Raw genomic sequence first — 17,610 nt, 5'->3', positions numbered from 1 at the left:
ACGTTCGGCGAGGCAGGTTGGGTTTCCATCGCGCAAGTATAGCGCAGCGGCGGGCGGACGGTGCGTCAGCGCACCATCGATTCCATCGCGAGGCGCGCGACTTCCGCGGACGGCCACAGCAGGTACAGCAGGCCGGCCATCAACAGCAGCGCGCAGGCGCGCACCACGGGCGTACGGTCCTTCTCGCTCAGGGTGCGGATGTGCTGCTTCAGTTTCTTCATGCTTGCAGGCGCAACGTGCGCCACTCCAACGGTTGCTGCAACGGGGCCGGGTGAGGCGCCGAGATGCTACGGGGTTCAACGAGGGGGCGGGCCGGCGGCCCGGCGCGGTAGGGGGTTCACGCGCGCGGATCGAAAAAGGGAACGGTCACGCGTCCCGTGTGCGCATCGCGTCGTGCGAGGCGACGCGCATCGTATCAGTTCGAGGGCGCGCGCACAGTCAAGAATTGTCGGGCAATGGCCTGCTTAAAGGGACATAACGCACCAGACGTTGGTCGACGCGGCGAAGCCGGTGATGTCGGATTCGGCCATGCCTCCGACACCGCCTGCGCGTCGCGTCGACCACGCGCACACGCAGGGATCGCCCTGGACCGCATGGACCGGATGCGGCGTTGCGCTGTATGCCCGGTCCACTGGCCGTCCTCGATATCCCCAGCTTTTTTCTCGTCAACAACGACAAAAATGATCGTTTCGCCCTAGCCACCCTGTCAGCAGAATGTCTCCATTCCCACTCGCGCGACGACACGAGCATCGCAGCGAGCCGCACTTCAAGGAGACAGCCGTGGCAGTGGAAACAACCTCAATCGATACGCTGGTCGTCGGGGCCGGGCAGGCCGGCGTGGCCATGAGCGAGCACCTGGGCAAGCTCGGCGTGCCGCATCTCGTGCTGGAGCGCGATCGCATCGCCGAGCGCTGGCGCACCGGGCGCTGGGATTCGCTGGTCGCGAACGGCCCCGCGTGGCACGACCGCTTTCCGGGGCTCGAATTCGACGGCCTCGATCCCGATGCGTTTGCAACGAAGGAGCAGGTCGCCGACTACTTCGAAGCGTATGCGCGCAAGTTCGACGCGCCGATCCGCACCGGCGTCGAAGTGAAAAGCGTCGTGCGCAACGCAGGCAAGCCGGGTTTCGTCGTCGAAACTTCCGGCGGCACGATCGAGGCGGCGCGCGTGGTCGTCGCGACGGGGCCGTTCCAGCGCCCGGTCATCCCGCCGATCGCACCGGACGACGCCGGTCTCGTGCAGATCCATTCCGCCGACTATCGCAACCCGGCGCAATTGCCGGACGGCGCGGTGCTGGTGGTCGGTGCGGGGTCCTCGGGCGTGCAGATCGCCGACGAACTGCAGCGCGCGGGCCGGCAGGTCTACCTGTCGGTCGGCCCGCATGACCGTCCGCCGCGCGCGTATCGCGGCCGCGACTTCTGCTGGTGGCTCGGCGTGCTCGGCGAATGGGACAAGGAAGTCGCGACACCCGGCCGCGAACACGTGACGATTGCCGTGAGCGGCGCGCGCGGCGGCCATACGGTCGATTTCCGCGCACTCGCGCACCAGGGCGTGACGCTCGTCGGGCTGACGAAGTCGTTCGACGGCGGCGTCGCGGTGTTCGAACGCGATCTCGCGGCCAATCTCGCCCGCGGCGACGAGAACTACCTGTCGCTGCTCGACGCCGCAGACGCCTATGCGGCGCGCAACGGCCTCGACCTGCCCGAGAAGCCGGAAGCACGCCGCATCCTGCCGGATCCTGAGTGCGTCACGGAGCCGATTCTCGCACTCGACCTGGCCGGCGCCGGCGTCACGTCGATCGTGTGGGCGACGGGCTACGCGGTCGACTACGGCTGGCTGAACGTCGACGCGTTCGCCGCGAACGGCAAGCCGCAGCATCAGCGCGGCGTGTCGAGGGAGCCGGGCCTCTATTTCCTCGGACTGCCGTGGCTGTCACGACGCGGCTCCAGCTTCATCTGGGGCGTGTGGCACGACGCGAAGCACATCGCCGACCACATCGTCACGCAGCGCAAGTACCTCGACTATCGCGACGCATCGCAACGTCGCGCACAAACGCGCACCCAACACGGCGACACCGCGCGGACCGATGCGCGCCCGCTGGTCGACGCGATCGGCTGATACGCAGTCACGCTGCGATCCGTACCAACGAGAACCCCGCCGCACCGCGCCCGCTTCCGGCGCGGCGGGCGCATACACCGACAATCGAAGGACCTCGATGAGCCAGCCCACCCACACCCGTATCCGCATGTTCAACACGAAGGATACCTATCCGAACCAGACGCTCGACAACGACCTGTGCCAGGCCGTACGCGCCGGCAACACCGTCTACGTGCGCGGCCAGGTCGGCACCGATTTCGACGGCAACCTGGTCGGCCTCGGCGATCCGCGCGCGCAGGCCGAGCAGGCGATGAAGAACGTGAAGCAGCTGCTGGATGAAGCCGGCAGCGACATCACGCACATCGTGAAGACGACGACCTACCTGATCGACCCGCGCTATCGCGAGCCGGTGTACCGGGAAGTCGGCAAGTGGCTGAAGGGCGTCTACCCGATCTCGACGGGGCTCGTCGTCTCGGCGCTCGGCCAGCCGCAGTGGCTGATGGAGATCGACGTGATCGCGGTGATCCCCGACAACTGGCAGCCGAACCGCGCATAGGAGGCGGCATGACTTTCTCCATCGTCGGGCGCTGCCCGGAAACGGGCCAGCTCGGCATCGCGATCAGCTCGTCGAGCATCGCGGTGGGCGCGCGCTGCCCGTGGGTGCGCGCGGGCGTCGGCGCGGTCGCGACGCAGAACATCACGCTGCCGGCGCTCGGCCCGCAGATCCTCGATCTGATCGAGCACGAGCAGCTCGCGCCAGCCGCCGCGCTCGATCGCGCGCTCAGCGCGAACGGCTGGAGCCAGTTCCGGCAGGTCACGGTGATCGACGGGCAGGGGCAGACGGCGTGCTTCACCGGCAAGGAGGCGCTCGGCACGCACCACGCGGTGCAGGGCGAGCAATGCGTGGCGGCCGGCAATCTGCTGGCCGCGCCGGCCGTGATCGATGCGATGGCGCGCGCGTTCGGGCAGGCGCCCGGGCTGCTCGCCGATCGCCTGCTGGCCGCGATGCACGCGGCAATGGCGGCGGGCGGTGAGGCCGGGCCGGTGCATTCGGCCGCGCTCAAGGTGGCCGGCGACGTGACCTGGCCGCTCGTCGACCTGCGCGTCGACTGGGCCGACGCCGATCCGATCGGGCAGCTGGACGCGCTGTGGCACGCGTATCGCCCGCAGATGCAGGATTACCAGACGCGCGCGCTGAACCCGACCGCCGCGCCGAGCTACGGAGTGCCGGGCGATGAGTGACACGTCGAGCCGCGCACTGCTCGAGCGTCTGATCGGCTTCGCGACGGTCAGCCGCGACTCGAACCTCGCGATGATCGACTTCATCCGCGACTATCTCGACGGCTTTGGTGTCTCGAGCGAGCTGTTCTACAACGCGGAACGCACGAAGGCGAGCCTGTACGCGACGATCGGGCCGCGCGATCGCGGCGGCGTCGCGCTGTCGGGCCATACCGACGTGGTGCCGGTCGACGGGCAGGCGTGGACGGTCGAGCCGTTCCGGCTGACCGAGCGCGACGGCCGGCTATACGGGCGCGGCACGGCCGACATGAAGGGCTTCATCGCGTCGGTGCTCGCGGCCGTGCCGGCGTTCGTCTCACGGCCGTTGAACCTGCCCGTGCATATCGCGTTCTCGTACGACGAGGAAGTCGGCTGTCTCGGCGTGCGGCCGATGCTCGACGCACTGGCTGCTCGCGAGCACCGGCCGCGCCTGTGCCTGATCGGCGAGCCGACGGCGTTGAAGCCGGTGCTCGGTCACAAGGGCAAGCTCGCGATGCGCTGCCACGTGAAGGGCGCTGCGTGCCACTCGGCGTACGCGCCGCTCGGCGTCAACGCGATCGACTACGCGGCGAAGCTGATCGGCCGCCTCGGCGAGATCGGTGCGTCGCTCGCGCGGCCCGAGCATCACGACAGCCGCTTCGATCCGCCGTTCTCCACCGTGCAGGCCGGCTTGATCAAGGGCGGCCGCGCGCTGAACATCGTGCCGGCCGAATGCGAGTTCGATTTCGAGGTGCGGGCGCTGCCGGCGTTCGATGCGCACGACGTGACGAGGAGGCTGCAGGATTATGCGGAATCCGAACTGCTGCCGAGGATGCGCGCGGTGCAGCCCGATACGGACATCCGTCTGCAATCGCTCGGCGCATATCCGGGGCTTGCGACGTCGCCGGACAGCGAAGCCGCGCGGCTGCTCGCGATGCTGAGCGGTTCCGACGCGTTCGGCACCGTCGCATTCGGCACCGAGGGCGGGCTGTTCGGGCAGGCCGGCATACCGACCGTGGTGTGCGGGCCGGGCAGCATGGACCAGGGGCACAAGCCCGACGAGTTCGTCACGCTCGAGCAGCTGCACGGATGCGACGCGATGCTCGGCCGTCTCCTCACGCATCTCGCTTCGTCCGGCTGATCCGGCCGTCCGACTGCATGCCGCACGCCGCCGTTCGGCGGCGCGTGCGGTTCGTTCCTTGCTATTGCGCGGATTCGGCGACGATCTGTGCGAGCCGCTCGCGGCAGAACTCGACGAACGACTGCGCCTGCTTCGTCAGCTGCCCGCGCTTGAGCCGCGCGCTCACGAGCCCCGACGGGCTCACCGTTTCGCTGAGGCCGATCGTCACGACGCGCCGGCCGTCATAGGTGTATTCGGAATGCGGGCGCGTGACGAGCAGCGAGAAACCGAAGCCCTGGCCGACCATCCCGCGCACCATCTCGATCGACGGCGAAGCGAACACGATGTTCGGCGTGAGCCCCAACTCGTGAAACAGGCTGACGAAGTAGGTGCGGCTCGGCAGCACGTCGAGCAGGATCATCGGCTCGACGCTGAGGTCGCGCAGCGATACATGCGACTGACCCGCGAACCGGTGGTTCTCCGGCAGCAGCACGTACGGCTGCTGCGCCGGCATCAGCGGGTCGGTCTCGATCGTGCCGTCGAGATCGTGGTCGTAGAGAAACGCGAGATCGAAGGTGCCGGCCGTCAGGCCCTGCACGAGCTCCTGCTGGTCGCCGTCGCGCAGCCGGATGTTGACGCCCGGGTAGCGCTCTCGAAAGCCCGCGATCAGCTGTGGCAGGTAGAGCGGCGCGACGGTCTCGAAGCAGCCGATGTCGATCTGCCCGCTGATCACGTCGTTGTCGGCGAGCGCGTTCTGTTCGAATTCGTGCGCGATGCGCAGCAGCTCCTGCGCCTTCCGGTAGAAACGCGTGCCGCTCGGCGTCAGCGACACGCCCTGCGCGTGATGGCGGATGAACAGCTTCACGCCGAAGCTTTCCTCGAGCCCCTTGATCGCGCTGGAGATCGACGGCTGCGCGATGAAGAGCTGGCGCGACGCCTCGGCGACGCTGCCGGATTCCACCGTCGTCACGAAATACTTCAGTTGCCGCAAAGTGTAGTGAGCCACGAGCACCTCTGATACCGGCCCCGGCGCGTGCGGCCGCGGGGCCCATTCTGTCCAGTATTTTGCGTAGCACCTTACCCGAAGAAGCCCGGCGCCGGCATTTCCGCTGCAGAGCTTTTTCGTATGTCCCGGAAATATTTTTAGTATTTTCCGGTCGCCGCATGCGTGGCGCACCATCGTCTGCAATCCGGATCGCGACCAAAGCGCGCACGTGCCGGCGGGGCATGTCATCCGTCCCCGCACGCAATGCGCGCCGGCGCTTCGATCGATGTCGTCGTGCCTGCACGCGGCGAACCGTTGCCCGCGTATCCGGACCCGATTGCAGGCGCACGCACCGTCGCGCGCCGGCTGAAACGGCACGCGCGCATCGCCGCGCAGCACAGGAGACATCGCCATGACGACCGCGGACCGCAACGCGTCCCCCATGATAGAGAAACACACGATCGGCTACGTGCCGCCCGCAGAACGCCACGGCAAGGTGCGCGACCTGTTCACGCTCTGGTTCGGCGGCAACATCGCGCCGCTGCCGATCGTGACCGGCGCGCTCGGCGTGCAGATCTTCCACCTGAACCTGATGTGGGGCATCGTCGCGATCGTCGTCGGCCAGGCGGTCGGCGGCGTGCTGATGGCGCTGCATTCGGCGCAGGGGCCGCAGATGGGCATCCCGCAGATGATCCAGAGCCGCGCGCAGTTCGGCTCGTGGGGCGCGCTGCTGGTCACGTTGATCGCGGCGGTGATGTACGTCGGCTTCTTCGCATCGAACATCGTGCTGGCCGGCAAGTCGGTGCACGGGATCGCGTCGTCGGTGCCGGTGCCCGTCGGCATCGTGATCGGCGCGGTGGGCTCGGGGCTGATCGGGATCGTCGGCTACCGGTTCATCCACATCCTGAACCGGATCGGCACGTGGGTGCTCGGCATCGGCATCCTGGTCGGCTTCTGGATGATCCTGTCGCACGTGAGCACCGCCGATTTCCTCACGCGCGGCGGTTTCGACTTCGCAGGGTGGCTGGCGACGGTGTCGCTGTCCGCGCTGTGGGAGATCGCGTTCGCGCCGTACGTGTCGGATTATTCGCGCTACCTGCCGGAAGACGTCGGCGTCGCGTCGACGTTCTGGGCGACCTATCTCGGCTGCACGATCGGCTCGACGCTCGCGTTCATCTTCGGCGCGGTCGCGGTGCTCGCGGTGCCGGCCGGCGCGGATACGATGGACGCGGTCAAGCAGGCGACGGGCCCGCTCGGCCCGTTGATGCTGGTGCTGTTCCTGTTGAGCGTGATCAGCCACAACGCGCTGAACCTGTACGGCGCGGTGCTCGCGGTGATCACGTCGGTGCAGACCTTCGCGTACAAGTGGATTCCGACCGCGAAGACGCGCGCGGTGGTGTCGGTGGTGATCTTCGTCGCGTGCTGCTATGCGGCGATCGGCGCGTCGACGAACTTCGTCGGCAATCTCGTCGATCTGGTGCTCGCGCTGCTCGTCGTGCTGGTGCCGTGGACGGCGATCAACCTGATCGACTTCTACGTGATCCACAAGGGCAAGTACGACATCCAGTCGATCTTCATGGCGGACGGCGGCGTGTACGGCCGCTTCAATCCGCAGGCGCTGCTCGCGTATGCGATCGGGATCGCCGTGCAGATTCCGTTCATGAACACGCCGATGTATGCGGGGCCGATTCCCGCGCATCTCGGCGGTGCCGACCTGTCGTGGCTCGTCGGGCTGCTGCTGACGTCGCCGCTGTACTACTGGCTCGCGACGCGCGACAGCGCGTACAGGCGCCGGCAGGCGGGCGCGCATCTGCCGTCGTCGGCGGCGCGGTAAGCCGGCCGTCGTTCGACGCGATCAACGAAAGCGGCCGCTGCATCGGATGCGATGCGGCGGCCGGGAGAGGGGAAAGAGCCGGTTCAGGTTCGCGGCATGGCGCGGCGGGCCGTGCGTCGCGACCCTGCCTGCCCGCGGATCAGGCGACCGCCGAGCGTGTGACGTGCACCGGCACCGACTTGTACGACGGCGTGCCGCTTTCCTTGTCGATGTAGTCGAGCGGCACGAGCACGTTCGCCTCCGGGTAGTACGCGCCGACCGACCCCGGCGCGATGTCGTACTCGATCGCGGTGATCTTCTCGAGGCGCAGCGTGCGGCCCGACGCGGTGATCGTCTCGATGTCGACGAGATCGCCGTGCTCGAGCCCGTACTTCGCGAGATCGGCCGGGTTCATGAACAGCACGTCGCGTCGCCCGAACACGCCGCGATAGCGATCGTCGAGCCCGTAGATCGTCGTGTTGTACTGATCGTGGCTGCGCAGCGTGATCAGCCGCAGCACCTGCGCGGCGCCGAGTACGTCCGCGTCTTCCTTCACGCCCTTGTAGACCGAGAACATCGCCTTGCCGGTCGGCGTGGGCCACACGCGCTCGGTCGGCGGCAGCGGCAGGCGGAAGCCGCCCGGCGTGCGGATGCGCGCGTTGAACGCCTCGAAGCCGGACACCGTCTTGTCGATCAGGTCGCGGATGCGGTCGTAGTCGGCGATCAGGTCGAGCCACGCGACCTTGCTGGCCGGCAGTGTCGCATGTGCAATGCCGGCCACGATCGCGGGTTCCGAACGCAACTGGTCGGAAGCAGGCTTGAGCTTGCCGGCCGACGCGTGCACCATCGACATCGAATCCTCGACGGTGATCGATTGTGGGCCGGACGCCTGCACGTCGAGCTCGGTGCGGCCGAGCACGGGCAGGATGTAGGTTTCCTTGCCGACCAGCAGATGCGAGCGGTTCAGCTTCGTGCCGAGATGGACGCTGAGATCGAGCTTCGCCATCGCGGGGAACGACAGCTCGGGATCGGGCAGCGCGACCGCGAAATTGCCGCCGAGGCACAGCAGCGCCTTGGCCTGGCCGTCGACCATCGCCTGCATTGCCTGTACGGCATCGTGCCCGTGCTGCGCGGGCGGCTTGAAGCCGCACATGTCCTCGATCTTCTGCAGGAACTCGGCCGACGGCTTCTCGGTGATGCCGACCGTGCGGTTGCCCTGCACGTTCGAGTGGCCGCGCAGCGGGCACACGCCCGCGCCGGGCTTGCCGAAGTTGCCGCGCATCAGCAGCAGGTCGGCGATCAGGCGCACGGTGGCGGTGCCCTTGTTGTGCTGCGTGACGCCCATCCCGTACGTGACGATCGTCGCGTTCGACTTCGCATACGCGAGCGCGACCTGTTCGAGCTGCGCCTGGCTCAGGCCGCTCGCGCGCTCGATGTCGTCCCACGACGTGGCCTCCAGGTCGGCGGAGAACGCGTCGAAGCCGCTCGTGTGCTGCGCGATGAAGTCGCGGTCGAGCACGTCGCCGCGCTCGGCCTCGAGCCGCAGCAGCGCCTTCATGATGCCCTTCAGCGCGGCCGCGTCGCCGCCCGCGTCGACCTGGTAGTACGTCGACGCGATGCGCGTCGAGCCGAACGACGCCATCTCGATCATGTCCTGCGGATCCGCGAAGCGTTCGAGCGCGCGCTCGCGCAGCGGATTGAACACGATGATCGGCACGTTGCGGCGCGAGCACTCGTGCAGCGTGCCCATCATCCGCGGATGGTTGGTGCCGGGGTTGTGGCCGATCGAGATGATCAGCTCGCAGTGGTCGAAATCCTCCAGCGACACCGTGCCCTTGCCGATCCCGATCGACTGCGGCAGGCCGACGCTGGTCGGCTCGTGGCACATGTTCGAGCAGTCGGGGAAGTTGTTGGTGCCGAGCTCGCGCGCGAAGAGTTGATACAGGTACGCGGCTTCGTTCGACGCGCGGCCCGACGTGTAGAACTCGACCTGCTCGGGCGGCAGCGCGCGCAGCACCTCGCCGATGCGCGCGAACGCGTCGTCCCATTCGACCGCGCGGAACGTGTCGGTCGCGCGATCGTAGACGAGCGGATGCGTGAGCCGGCCCATGTTCTCCAGCTCGTAGTCGGACATCCGCAACAGCGACGACACCGGGTTCGCCGCGAAGAACTCGGGCGTCACGCGCTTGGTCGTCGCTTCCCACGTGACGGCCTTCGCGCCGTTCTCGCAGAACTGGAACGTCGACTTGTGTTCCTTGTCGGGCCATGCGCAGCCGGGGCAGTCGAAACCGTCGGGCTGGTTGGTCCGCATCAGCACGATCGGCGCCTCGATGGTTTCCATCTGCGTGCGCACGGCATCGGCTGTCGCGCGAAGCGCGCCCCAACCGCCGGCGGGCCCATCGTACTTCCTGATGCCTGGCACGTCGCGTCGATTTGTCATGTGAATCTCCATGGGCCGCGCCCGCTGCGGGGCGGCTCGGGTTGCGCCGCGTCGCGGCGTGGGGCGGCGCCGTCGGGCGGACGGCGCCGGTCATGCGGACCCGTGCATGCGGGCCCGCGTGGTATCGGTGATTCAGGGCGCGTGCTTCTTCGCGCCGGACGACTTCTTTCCGGATGCCTTCGCGACCGGCGGGGACGTTTCGGCCTTCGCTTCGTCATCCTTTTCATCCGTCGACGCCTTCGCCGCCTTGCCGTTCGGCTTCGCCTCGCCGTCTGCGTCCTTCTTCGCGTCCCCGGCTTCAGGCGACGCGAGCTTGTTGAACGTCACTTCGTCGCTGGCCTTGTCGTAATCGACTTCGACGCGATCGCCGGACGTCAGCTTGTCTGCCAGGATCTCCTTCGCGAGCTTCGTCTCGATGATCTGGCGCACCTGCCGCTTCAGTTCGCGCGCGCCGAATTCCGGCTGGTAGCCGGCTTCGGTCAGGTGTTCGACCAGCGACTCGCCCATCACGAGCGTGATGTCCTGCGCGGCGGCGGTGCGCACCACACGGTCGAGCTGGATCTGCACGATCGAGCGGATGTTCTCCTTCGACAGCGCATGGAACACGATCACCTCGTCGATCCGGTTCAGGAACTCGGGGCGGAAATGACCCTTCAGCACCTGCATCAGCTGCTCGCGGATCGCCTTGTCGGTCTTGCGCGCGGCCTCCGGCTGCGTGAGGTTGTCCATGATGATCGCGGCGCCGAGGTTGCTCGTCGCGATGATGATCGTGTTGCTGAAGTCGACCACGCGGCCCTTGCCGTCGGTCAGGCGGCCGTCGTCGAACACCTGCAGCAGCACGTTGTAGACGTCCGGATGCGCCTTCTCGATCTCGTCGAGCAGGATCACGCTGTACGGGCGGCGCCGCACGCGCTCGGTGAGCTGGCCGCCTTCGTCGTAGCCGACGTAGCCGGGCGGCGCGCCGATCAGCCGCGCGACCGCGTGCCGTTCCATGTACTCGGACATGTCGATGCGGATGATCGCCTGCTCGTCGCCGAACACGGTCTCGGCCAGCGCCTTCGCGAGCTCGGTCTTGCCGACGCCGGTCGGCCCGAGGAACAGGAACGTCGCGATCGGCCGGTGCGTCTGGCCGAGCCCGGCGCGCGACAGCCGCACCGCGTCGCTGACGGCGACGACCGCGTCGTGCTGACCGACCACGCGCTCGCGCAGCTGCTCCTCCATCTTCAGCAGCTTCTGGCGCTCTTCCTGCGTGAGCTCGGACACCGGAATGCCGGTCAGCCGCGACACGACCTCGGCAACCGATTCGACGGTCACTTCCAGCGTCTCGGAACCGGTCTTGCGCTGCCACGCCTCCATCTTTTCATCGAGCGACTTCTGCTTCGCGCCGATCTGCTCCTCGAACTGCTTCGCTTCGTCGAAGCGCTTGCGCGACGTCGCGTAGTCCTGCTCGCGCTTCAGTTGCGCGATCTGCGCTTCGTCTTCCTGGATGTCGACGGGGCGCGACGTCGCGCCGATCCGCACGCGCGCGGCGGCCTGGTCGATCAGGTCGATTGCCTTGTCGGGCAGGAAGCGCGCGGTGATGTAGCGGTCGGCGAACTCGGCGGCCGCGACGAACGCGTCGTCGGCGAACGTGACCTGGTGGTGCGCCTCGAGGCTGTCGCGCAGCCCGCGCAGGATCACGATCGTCTGCTCGACGCTCGGCTCCGGCACGAACACCGGCTGGAAGCGCCGCTCCAGCGCCGCGTCCTTTTCGATGTGCTTCTGGTATTCGTTGAGCGTGGTCGCGCCGATCAGGCTCAGCTCGCCGCGCGCCAGCGCCGGCTTCAGCACGTTCGCGATGTCGAGCCCGCCTTCGCCGCCGCCCTGGCCCGCGCCTACGATCGTATGCAGCTCGTCGATGAAGAGGATCAGCTCGTCATGCTTGGCCGTCACTTCGTCGATCAGCTGCTTCGCGCGTTCCTCGAATTCGCCGCGATACTTTGCGCCGGCCACCATCGAGTTGATGTTGACCTCGACGAGCCGCTTGCCGCGCAGCACCTCGGGCACGTCGCCGTTCACAATCCGCTGCGCGAGGCCCTCGACGATCGCGGTCTTGCCGACGCCGGGCTCGCCGATCAGCACCGGGTTGTTCTTCTTGCGGCGCGCGAGCACCTCGATCGTGCTCTCGATTTCCTGCGCGCGGCCGAGCACCGGGTCGAGCTTGCCCTGGCGCGCGATCGCGGTGAGGTCGCGGCCGAACTTGTCGAGATTCGGCGTGCCGGTCGGCGCGTCGACGCGGCCGTCTTCCGCGCCCTTGCCGACGACCTTCACGACCTTCTGGCGCAGCGCTTCCGGCGTTACGCCGTATTTCTTCAGCAGCGTGCCGGCGATGCTGTCCGGCACCGCCGCGAGACCGATCAGCAGGTGCTCGGGACCGAGGTACGAGTGGCCGAGATCGCGCGAGGCCTGGAATGCGTACTGCACGGCCTTCTTCACGCGCGGCGAGATCGACAGCTTGTCGAGCGACGCGTCGGGGGAGGCGGTGCCGGTCTGGGCATGCTCGTCGATGTAGGCCTTCAGGTCCTGCGGCGACAGCTTCAGTTCCTTGAGCAGTGCCGCGCACACGTCGGTATCCGCGAGCGCGTACAGCAGATGTTCGGTGTCGAGTTCGCTGCGGCGCAGTTCGTGCGCCTTCTCGGCCGCGTGCTGCAGCAGTTCGAGCGTCTGCTCGCTGAATGCGTCGGTCGGGTCGACCGATTCGCGCGGAATCTCGGCGGCCAGCGGCGATGCGTCGCCGGACGCGCCGAACAGCGAGGACGCACCGCCGCCCAGCAGCGAATCGAACGGATTCAGCATGCTCTGATGCCGCATCAGCTGACGGAAGTGATAGTCGCAGATCGAGATCGTCTTGCGCTCGCCGTCCTGCATCACGGTGGCGCGCGCGACGGCCGGCCGGGCGTGACAGATATCGCAAAGTGCGGGCATGGTGGTCTGGCTCCTGTCAATGAACGTAGATCGAAAGGGAAGTCCCGATGCGATACGGCGCCGGGGTGTGCTCGCCGCACGACGCGACCGGCCGCGCGCGCGCCGCGCCGGCGCCATCGCGCAGCGCAGCGCAAGCCGGCGCGGCCGCCGCCCGCGCTCGACGCCGGCAACACCGGCGCTTCGCGGCGTCCGCGGCATCACTTCGACTGCGTTCAAAATAGCGAATCGGCCCAGGGCCTCCAAGACACAGTTCCGCATCGGCCAGGCCGGGAATTGCACCCTCACATGCGCACGTGCGCGCGTTGCAAGGAGTACAGGCGAGCGTGCATGCGGGCGCGGCGTGCGGGACGCAGAAACGTGACGGCGCGCGACGCGCGCGAAGCGCGGTGCGACATCGGCGCGCAGGGCGCCGGTGGAGAGCAAACGGAAGGGCGCGCGAAGTGAAACGCGGCCGCGCAAGCGCATCGGTGCGATTACGCGGCGCGGCGGCGTGCTCGGGTGGGGTACGCCGGGGCCCGTGCGCACCGCACCCGGTGCGTCGCGCGGGGCCGATGACGAAGAAGGAGGGTTGCACGGTGCCGGCCGGACCTGGCGCAACCATGGCGCACCGGCGTCAGTCGGAGCGTTTCATCGCGAGCCGCTGCCGTGCGATCTGCTTCACGTCGGTGGATAGCGCCGCATCCTGCAGATCATTGGCCCAGACGGAGAACGAATCCTCGATCAGGTTGCGGGTGTCGGGCGGCAGTTCGGCCAGCATCAGCGACACGACGGTGAACAGTACGGCGGTGTCGCCGACCTGGCGGCTCGCGTTCGCGTCGATGGCCTGCTTCAGCCCGTCGACCGACGCTTGCAGCGCCTGCAATGCTTCATTCGAATCGCTCATTTCACGCTCCATGCAGGAGGGTTCGGAAGGCGACGAACGTGCGGCCGGCAATGCGGCCAGTGCGCGCGACGCCCGGCAGGCATCGCGCGCGGGACGTCAGGTCGCCGCGCTGCCCTGCGGCGCCACGGCCACCGATGCCTCGCTCGTCAGCATCAGGAACGTGAACGTTTCGCGCAGGTACAGGCGAACGACCTTGTCGGTATGGCTCGTGTAGCCGATCGACACGTCTTCACCGAGGTGCAGCTCGTAGTCGCCGCCGCGGGTGGACAGCACGCAGCCGCCGCTGATCGCCGGCGCCCAGATGATCTCGCCGCTGACGATGCGCTTGATGTGGCCGAGCACCGGATAGCCCTGGTCGCGCGCTTCGCTGAGCGCCGTGTAGGCGTCCGAGCCGAGCACGACCGAGTACGGGCCGTCGACGCCGGCGAGCCGCAGCGCTTCGAGCGCGTCGCTGATCGCGTCCGGATACGCGCTGACGTCGGCCGGCAGCGTGAGCTTGCGGTTCGACGTGCCTTCGCGGATGCCCACGATGTCCGCGGCCTGATAGCCGTCGAAGATCGCGCCGTCTTCGGCGAATGCGAGGCGCTGCGCGGCGTCCTTCGCCGGCTGCCAGTCGGCGTCGCGTGCGCCGCGCTCGACGCTGTCGATCGCATCGCGGCTCAGCTCGAACGGCACCGTCAGCTCGACGATCGTGCGGACTTCGCGCAGCCGTGCGCCCACCAGCTCGCGCGGCGCGGCGACCTCGCGCAGATGCCCGGTGCCGACGGCCGACAGCTCGGGGCCGGCGGGGCCTTCGACGTCGACCACGCGGCGCCCGGCCACCGAGCGCTTGAAGGTGCGTGCGACTTCTTCCTCGATCTGCTCCCAGGCGGACGACGAAATCGGCGCGAGTTCGCGATGCAGGTTATTCATGGGCTTTGGCTCCTTTCAGCGATCCGATGTTCAGTGAGCCGTCACGACGCGACTCGGGCGATGCGGGTGCCGGCTGCGCGGCGGTGGCGGTGGTGGCGGCGGCGTCGGCCGGTGCGGCGCGATCGGCGAGTGCTTCGAGCAGGTCGGCCGACGGCACGAAGAACAGCGAGCCGGTGACCGCGCGACTGTAGTCGAGCAGCCGGTCGTAGTTGCCGGGCGGGCGGCCGACGAACATGTTCTCGAGCATCTGCTCGATCGGGGCCGGCGAACGCGCGTAGCCGATGAAATAGGTGCCGAATTCGCCGTAACCGGGGCGCCCGAACGGCATGTTGTCGCGCAGGATCTTCACTTCCTGGCCGTTTTCGTCGAGCGTGGTCAGCGCGCTGTGCGAGCACGATGGCTTCACGTCCGGCGCGAGTTCGATGTCGGACAGCTTGGTGCGCCCGATGATGCGCTCCTGCGTCTCCACCGCGAGCGCGTTCCAGCCGGCCATGTCGTGCAGGTACTTCTGCACGATCACGTAGCTGCCACCCGCGAATTCCGCGTCTTCGTCGCCGATCACCGTGAAGTCGACCGCCTCGCGGCCTTCCGGGTTCTCCGTGCCGTCGACGAAGCCGATCATCGCGCGCTGGTCGAAGTTGCGGAAGCCGTGCACCTCGTCGACGACCGTGACCGCATCGCCGAGCGCGCCGAGCAGTTGCGTTGCAAGTTCGAAGCACAGGTCCATCGCGTCGGCGCGGATGTGCAGCAGGATGTCGCCCGGCGTCGCGACCGCGACGCGCTGGCCGGCGCCGAATTCGCGGAACGGATGCAGCGACGCGGGACGCGGATCGCCGAACAGCGCATCCCATGCGCCGGCGCCGAAACCGCATACGCAGGACAGGTTGCCGCCCGGCACGCGCTTGCCGACCGAGCGCACGAGCGCGGCGATGTCGCCGCACCACGAACGGATCGTGTCGGCGCGGTCGGCGCCGGGGTTGACGGTTGCGACGAGGAAGATCGCGCTGCGCGTGATCGGGCTGTGAACGGCCTGGGAAAGCGGGGGACGGGTTTGCATCGCGGCCTGCCGGTCAGTCGTGTCGGGACGGACGGGCCGCGGATGCCGCGGCGCGCGAAGACGAACGGTTGGACTGTGTCATGCGGCTGTTCTCTTTGTGACATGCGGATGAAGGACGTTGCGCGGGCATCGCGCAACGGGCCGCGGCGGCGGCGCCTGCCGCCCGGGCGCGCAAGGGGAGGCGGGCGGGAAGGCCGCGCGTTCGCCCGGCGCGTGACCTGTCCGCACCGCGTAACGTCGTCGAGCCTGCAATCTAGCAGCTTCGGCGGGTCTTTGGAACACGTATCGACGATCTGTCATTCGAATGGGTTGATCGGGGTCCGATTTTGCGTCGCGTGCGTGCAGCTGTACTCCTGAAGCCCGCGGCGCTGTGCTCTTGAGCGTGCGTGACGCGTGCAGTAGATTAGGTTCGCCCTGCCCGCCGAAGAGGACCGTCATGATGAACCTGCTGGAAGCGATGCGCATTTTTGTCGCGGTGGTCGAGCATGGCGGGCTGTCCGGCGCGGCGTCCGAGCTGAAGCTCGGCGATGCGCAGGTGAGCGAGCGCCTCGACGCCCTCGAACGGTATCTCGGCTGCCGGCTGTTGCTGGATCGCGCGAGCGACGGCGTGGCGTGCACCGATGCCGGTGTCGCATTCGCCCAGTGCTGCCGGCGGACGCTGTCCGCGGTCGCGCAGTCCGCCAGCACAGCCGGTGCGTGCGCAACCGGTTCCGATGCGCGCGTCGCGGGCTTCCCGCTGTCCGATACCGTCCGCCGCGTCGACGCAGCGTCGAGCGCGGCACCTACGTCATTGCACCGGTCATCGCCTTGAACACGTCCACTGCTTCCGCCGATACGGCCGCCGAGCGCATCCGCCGCCGCTTCGGATACTTCCTCCATGCGGCCGAGCTGGCCGGGCTGATCGTGATCGGTCTCGCGACCGCGTTCGCGATGGCGCAGGAAGCGTGGAAGGTCGTGCTCGCGGGCGAGGTGTCGCTCACCGACCTGCTGCTGATGTTCTTGTATCTCGAGGTGCTCGCGATGGACGTGCGGTACCTGCGGCTCGGCCGGCTGCCGGTGCGCTTTCCGCTGTTCATCGCGATGACGTCGCTCGCGCGCGACCTTATTCTGCGCGGCGCGACGGATAGTCCCGAGCGGATGCTGATGACCACGTTCGGGATCGTGCTGCTCGCGGTGGGCGTGTTGATCCTGAGCTTCGGCCAGCATCGCTTTCCGGCGGAAGTCGACGATGTCGAGGAGGATGCGCACGCGCGGCGATAACGCGCGGCTCGCACTGCGTGTGACGCAGCGACGGGCACGCATGTCGAACATCGGGATATCGGCCGTCGCGTGCTCGCGGTCCGAACCTTCCGCGGACGATCGTCGGCTGGCGGCGGTCGCGTGGATCAGCGACACGAGAGGTGTCCAACGCCTCGGCAACTGATCGTCGCCGTGTTGATGACGCATCGCGCCGCGCCACGCCGCGCTGTGTGAAACCGCCGACATGCATGCCGCCGTCGCGGCCCGAAGGCCGTCGGGAATACCGAGCGTCGGTGCCTGTAGGGCAGGGGGCAAATCGTTGCCGTGCGATTGCACGTGCCGCGCCGGGGTGCCGACCTGCGTGCCGCCGGCCGTGTGTGCCCGGCATCCGCGCGGCGATACGGAAGGCACGGGATGCTGGCGTGCCGCTGATTTTCCATCTGTTCACCACACCCGCGCGATTTGGCGTTCGATCGCCAAACTGTCACTTACATTCACCGAATTGACGCAGTAGGATGCCGATCCTTGTCACGATGGGTTCCGCATTGCTATCCGCCTTCAATTTCGGTAACGGACGACGCTCGCACCGGGATGCCCGCGGCCGCGCACGGCTATCCGGCTTCGCGCAGCGGCGCGGCACGCGCATGCACGCGTCGCAGCCTGGTTCACCGCTGGCGGGGCGAGGCGGATGAAGCTCTACGAGAAATTCGCGAACGACATCGAGAGGCTCATCCGGCAACGCGTGTATCGACATGGCGATCGTGTGCCGTCGGTGCGGCAGGCGAGCCAGCAGCACCGGATCAGCATCACGACCGTGCTGCATGCATACCTGTTGCTCGAAAG

General features: G+C 67.9%; 15 protein-coding genes. 8 read left to right on the top strand and 7 right to left on the bottom strand.

The genetic code is table 11. The features are described from left to right. Positions 1 to 65: 65 nt before the first annotated feature. Positions 66 to 221: a hypothetical protein gene (locus tag DIE22_RS38420; RefSeq protein WP_162840566.1), complete on the bottom strand. Its 156-nt coding sequence runs from the start codon at positions 219 to 221 to the stop codon at positions 66 to 68. A gap of 559 nt (positions 222 to 780) precedes the next feature. Between DIE22_RS38420 and DIE22_RS34435 the strand changes: the two genes are divergently transcribed. The 4 genes from DIE22_RS34435 (at position 781) to argE (ending at position 4,495) form a co-directional block, all read left to right on the top strand. Beyond that, complete coding sequence (locus DIE22_RS34435) at positions 781 to 2,118, top strand: NAD(P)/FAD-dependent oxidoreductase (RefSeq protein ID WP_124607184.1); 1,338 nt, start codon at positions 781 to 783, stop codon at positions 2,116 to 2,118. Positions 2,119 to 2,215: 97 nt separating this feature from the next. Further along, positions 2,216 to 2,653, top strand: a complete 438-nt coding sequence (locus tag DIE22_RS34430; RefSeq protein WP_124501643.1) for a RidA family protein — start codon at positions 2,216 to 2,218, stop codon at positions 2,651 to 2,653. Between the two features lie 8 nt (positions 2,654 to 2,661). Further along, positions 2,662 to 3,339 (top strand): DUF1028 domain-containing protein, encoded by a 678-nt coding sequence (locus DIE22_RS34425; protein ID WP_124501644.1) that lies wholly within the window; start codon positions 2,662 to 2,664, stop codon positions 3,337 to 3,339. Continuing rightward, a complete protein-coding gene (gene argE, locus DIE22_RS34420) occupies positions 3,332 to 4,495 on the top strand; it encodes an acetylornithine deacetylase (RefSeq protein WP_124607183.1) in 1,164 nt (387 codons plus the stop codon). Before DIE22_RS34425 ends, argE begins: the two co-directional genes overlap by 8 nt. 61 nt (positions 4,496 to 4,556) lie before the next feature. Here the strand turns inward: argE and DIE22_RS34415 are convergent, their stop codons facing one another. After that, entirely contained in the window at positions 4,557 to 5,480 is a 924-nt protein-coding gene (locus DIE22_RS34415; protein ID WP_124607182.1) for a LysR family transcriptional regulator, read from the bottom strand. Between the two features lie 391 nt (positions 5,481 to 5,871). Between DIE22_RS34415 and DIE22_RS34410 the strand changes: the two genes are divergently transcribed. Further along, positions 5,872 to 7,293 (top strand): cytosine permease, encoded by a 1,422-nt coding sequence (locus DIE22_RS34410; RefSeq protein WP_124607181.1) that lies wholly within the window; start codon positions 5,872 to 5,874, stop codon positions 7,291 to 7,293. Between the two features lie 139 nt (positions 7,294 to 7,432). On the opposite strand, the gene DIE22_RS34405 is transcribed toward DIE22_RS34410, so the two are convergent. From DIE22_RS34405 to DIE22_RS34385, 5 genes are all read right to left on the bottom strand, one after another. Then, entirely contained in the window at positions 7,433 to 9,712 is a 2,280-nt protein-coding gene (locus tag DIE22_RS34405) for an FdhF/YdeP family oxidoreductase (RefSeq protein WP_124607180.1), read from the bottom strand. Between the two features lie 132 nt (positions 9,713 to 9,844). Further along, positions 9,845 to 12,676: an ATP-dependent Clp protease ATP-binding subunit gene (locus DIE22_RS34400; protein WP_124607179.1), complete on the bottom strand. Its 2,832-nt coding sequence runs from the start codon at positions 12,674 to 12,676 to the stop codon at positions 9,845 to 9,847. Positions 12,677 to 13,289: 613 nt separating this feature from the next. Further along, on the bottom strand, positions 13,290 to 13,559 hold the full coding sequence (locus DIE22_RS34395; RefSeq protein WP_124607178.1) for a hypothetical protein: 270 nt from the start codon (positions 13,557 to 13,559) through the stop codon (positions 13,290 to 13,292). 96 nt (positions 13,560 to 13,655) lie between these two features. Continuing rightward, positions 13,656 to 14,471: a family 1 encapsulin nanocompartment shell protein gene (locus DIE22_RS34390; RefSeq protein WP_124501652.1), complete on the bottom strand. Its 816-nt coding sequence runs from the start codon at positions 14,469 to 14,471 to the stop codon at positions 13,656 to 13,658. Beyond that, on the bottom strand, positions 14,464 to 15,528 hold the full coding sequence (locus DIE22_RS34385; protein ID WP_124607177.1) for a Dyp-type peroxidase: 1,065 nt from the start codon (positions 15,526 to 15,528) through the stop codon (positions 14,464 to 14,466). The genes DIE22_RS34390 and DIE22_RS34385 overlap by 8 nt, the downstream gene beginning before the upstream one ends. Positions 15,529 to 15,967: 439 nt before the next feature. Between DIE22_RS34385 and DIE22_RS34375 the strand changes: the two genes are divergently transcribed. The 3 genes from DIE22_RS34375 to DIE22_RS34365 all read left to right on the top strand — a co-directional run. Further along, positions 15,968 to 16,339 carry a LysR family transcriptional regulator gene (locus DIE22_RS34375; RefSeq protein WP_124607203.1) on the top strand — a complete coding sequence of 124 codons (372 nt, stop codon included), beginning with the start codon at positions 15,968 to 15,970 and terminating at the stop codon, positions 16,337 to 16,339. Beyond that, on the top strand, positions 16,336 to 16,788 hold the full coding sequence (locus tag DIE22_RS34370) for a phosphate-starvation-inducible protein PsiE (RefSeq protein ID WP_124501654.1): 453 nt from the start codon (positions 16,336 to 16,338) through the stop codon (positions 16,786 to 16,788). Before DIE22_RS34375 ends, DIE22_RS34370 begins: the two co-directional genes overlap by 4 nt. A 667-nt stretch (positions 16,789 to 17,455) precedes the next feature. Beyond that, on the top strand, positions 17,456 to 17,610 hold a 155-nt coding region (locus tag DIE22_RS34365; protein WP_124492242.1), incomplete at its 3' end, for a GntR family transcriptional regulator.

The sequence above is a fragment of the Burkholderia sp. Bp9142 genome (genome assembly GCF_003853415.1).
Taxonomy (GTDB): Bacteria; Pseudomonadota; Gammaproteobacteria; order Burkholderiales; family Burkholderiaceae; genus Burkholderia.
The sequence above is the reverse complement of the archived record's forward strand: the minus strand, read 5'-3'. Positions and strand labels throughout refer to the sequence as shown.

Excerpts from the sequence above, each read along its gene's own strand:
- DIE22_RS38420 (WP_162840566.1), bottom strand. The coding sequence starts at position 221 with ATGAAGAAACTGAAGCAGCACATCCGCACCCTGAGCGAGAAGGACCGT.
- DIE22_RS34430 (WP_124501643.1), top strand. The coding sequence starts at position 2,216 with ATGAGCCAGCCCACCCACACCCGTATCCGCATGTTCAACACGAAGGAT.
- DIE22_RS34425 (WP_124501644.1), top strand. The coding sequence starts at position 2,662 with ATGACTTTCTCCATCGTCGGGCGCTGCCCGGAAACGGGCCAGCTCGGC.
- argE (WP_124607183.1), top strand. The coding sequence starts at position 3,332 with ATGAGTGACACGTCGAGCCGCGCACTGCTCGAGCGTCTGATCGGCTTC.
- DIE22_RS34410 (WP_124607181.1), top strand. The coding sequence starts at position 5,872 with ATGACGACCGCGGACCGCAACGCGTCCCCCATGATAGAGAAACACACG.
- DIE22_RS34405 (WP_124607180.1), bottom strand. The coding sequence starts at position 9,712 with ATGACAAATCGACGCGACGTGCCAGGCATCAGGAAGTACGATGGGCCC.
- DIE22_RS34400 (WP_124607179.1), bottom strand. The coding sequence starts at position 12,676 with ATGCCCGCACTTTGCGATATCTGTCACGCCCGGCCGGCCGTCGCGCGC.
- DIE22_RS34395 (WP_124607178.1), bottom strand. The coding sequence starts at position 13,559 with ATGAGCGATTCGAATGAAGCATTGCAGGCGCTGCAAGCGTCGGTCGAC.
- DIE22_RS34390 (WP_124501652.1), bottom strand. The coding sequence starts at position 14,471 with ATGAATAACCTGCATCGCGAACTCGCGCCGATTTCGTCGTCCGCCTGG.
- DIE22_RS34385 (WP_124607177.1), bottom strand. The coding sequence starts at position 15,528 with ATGCAAACCCGTCCCCCGCTTTCCCAGGCCGTTCACAGCCCGATCACG.
- DIE22_RS34375 (WP_124607203.1), top strand. The coding sequence starts at position 15,968 with ATGAACCTGCTGGAAGCGATGCGCATTTTTGTCGCGGTGGTCGAGCAT.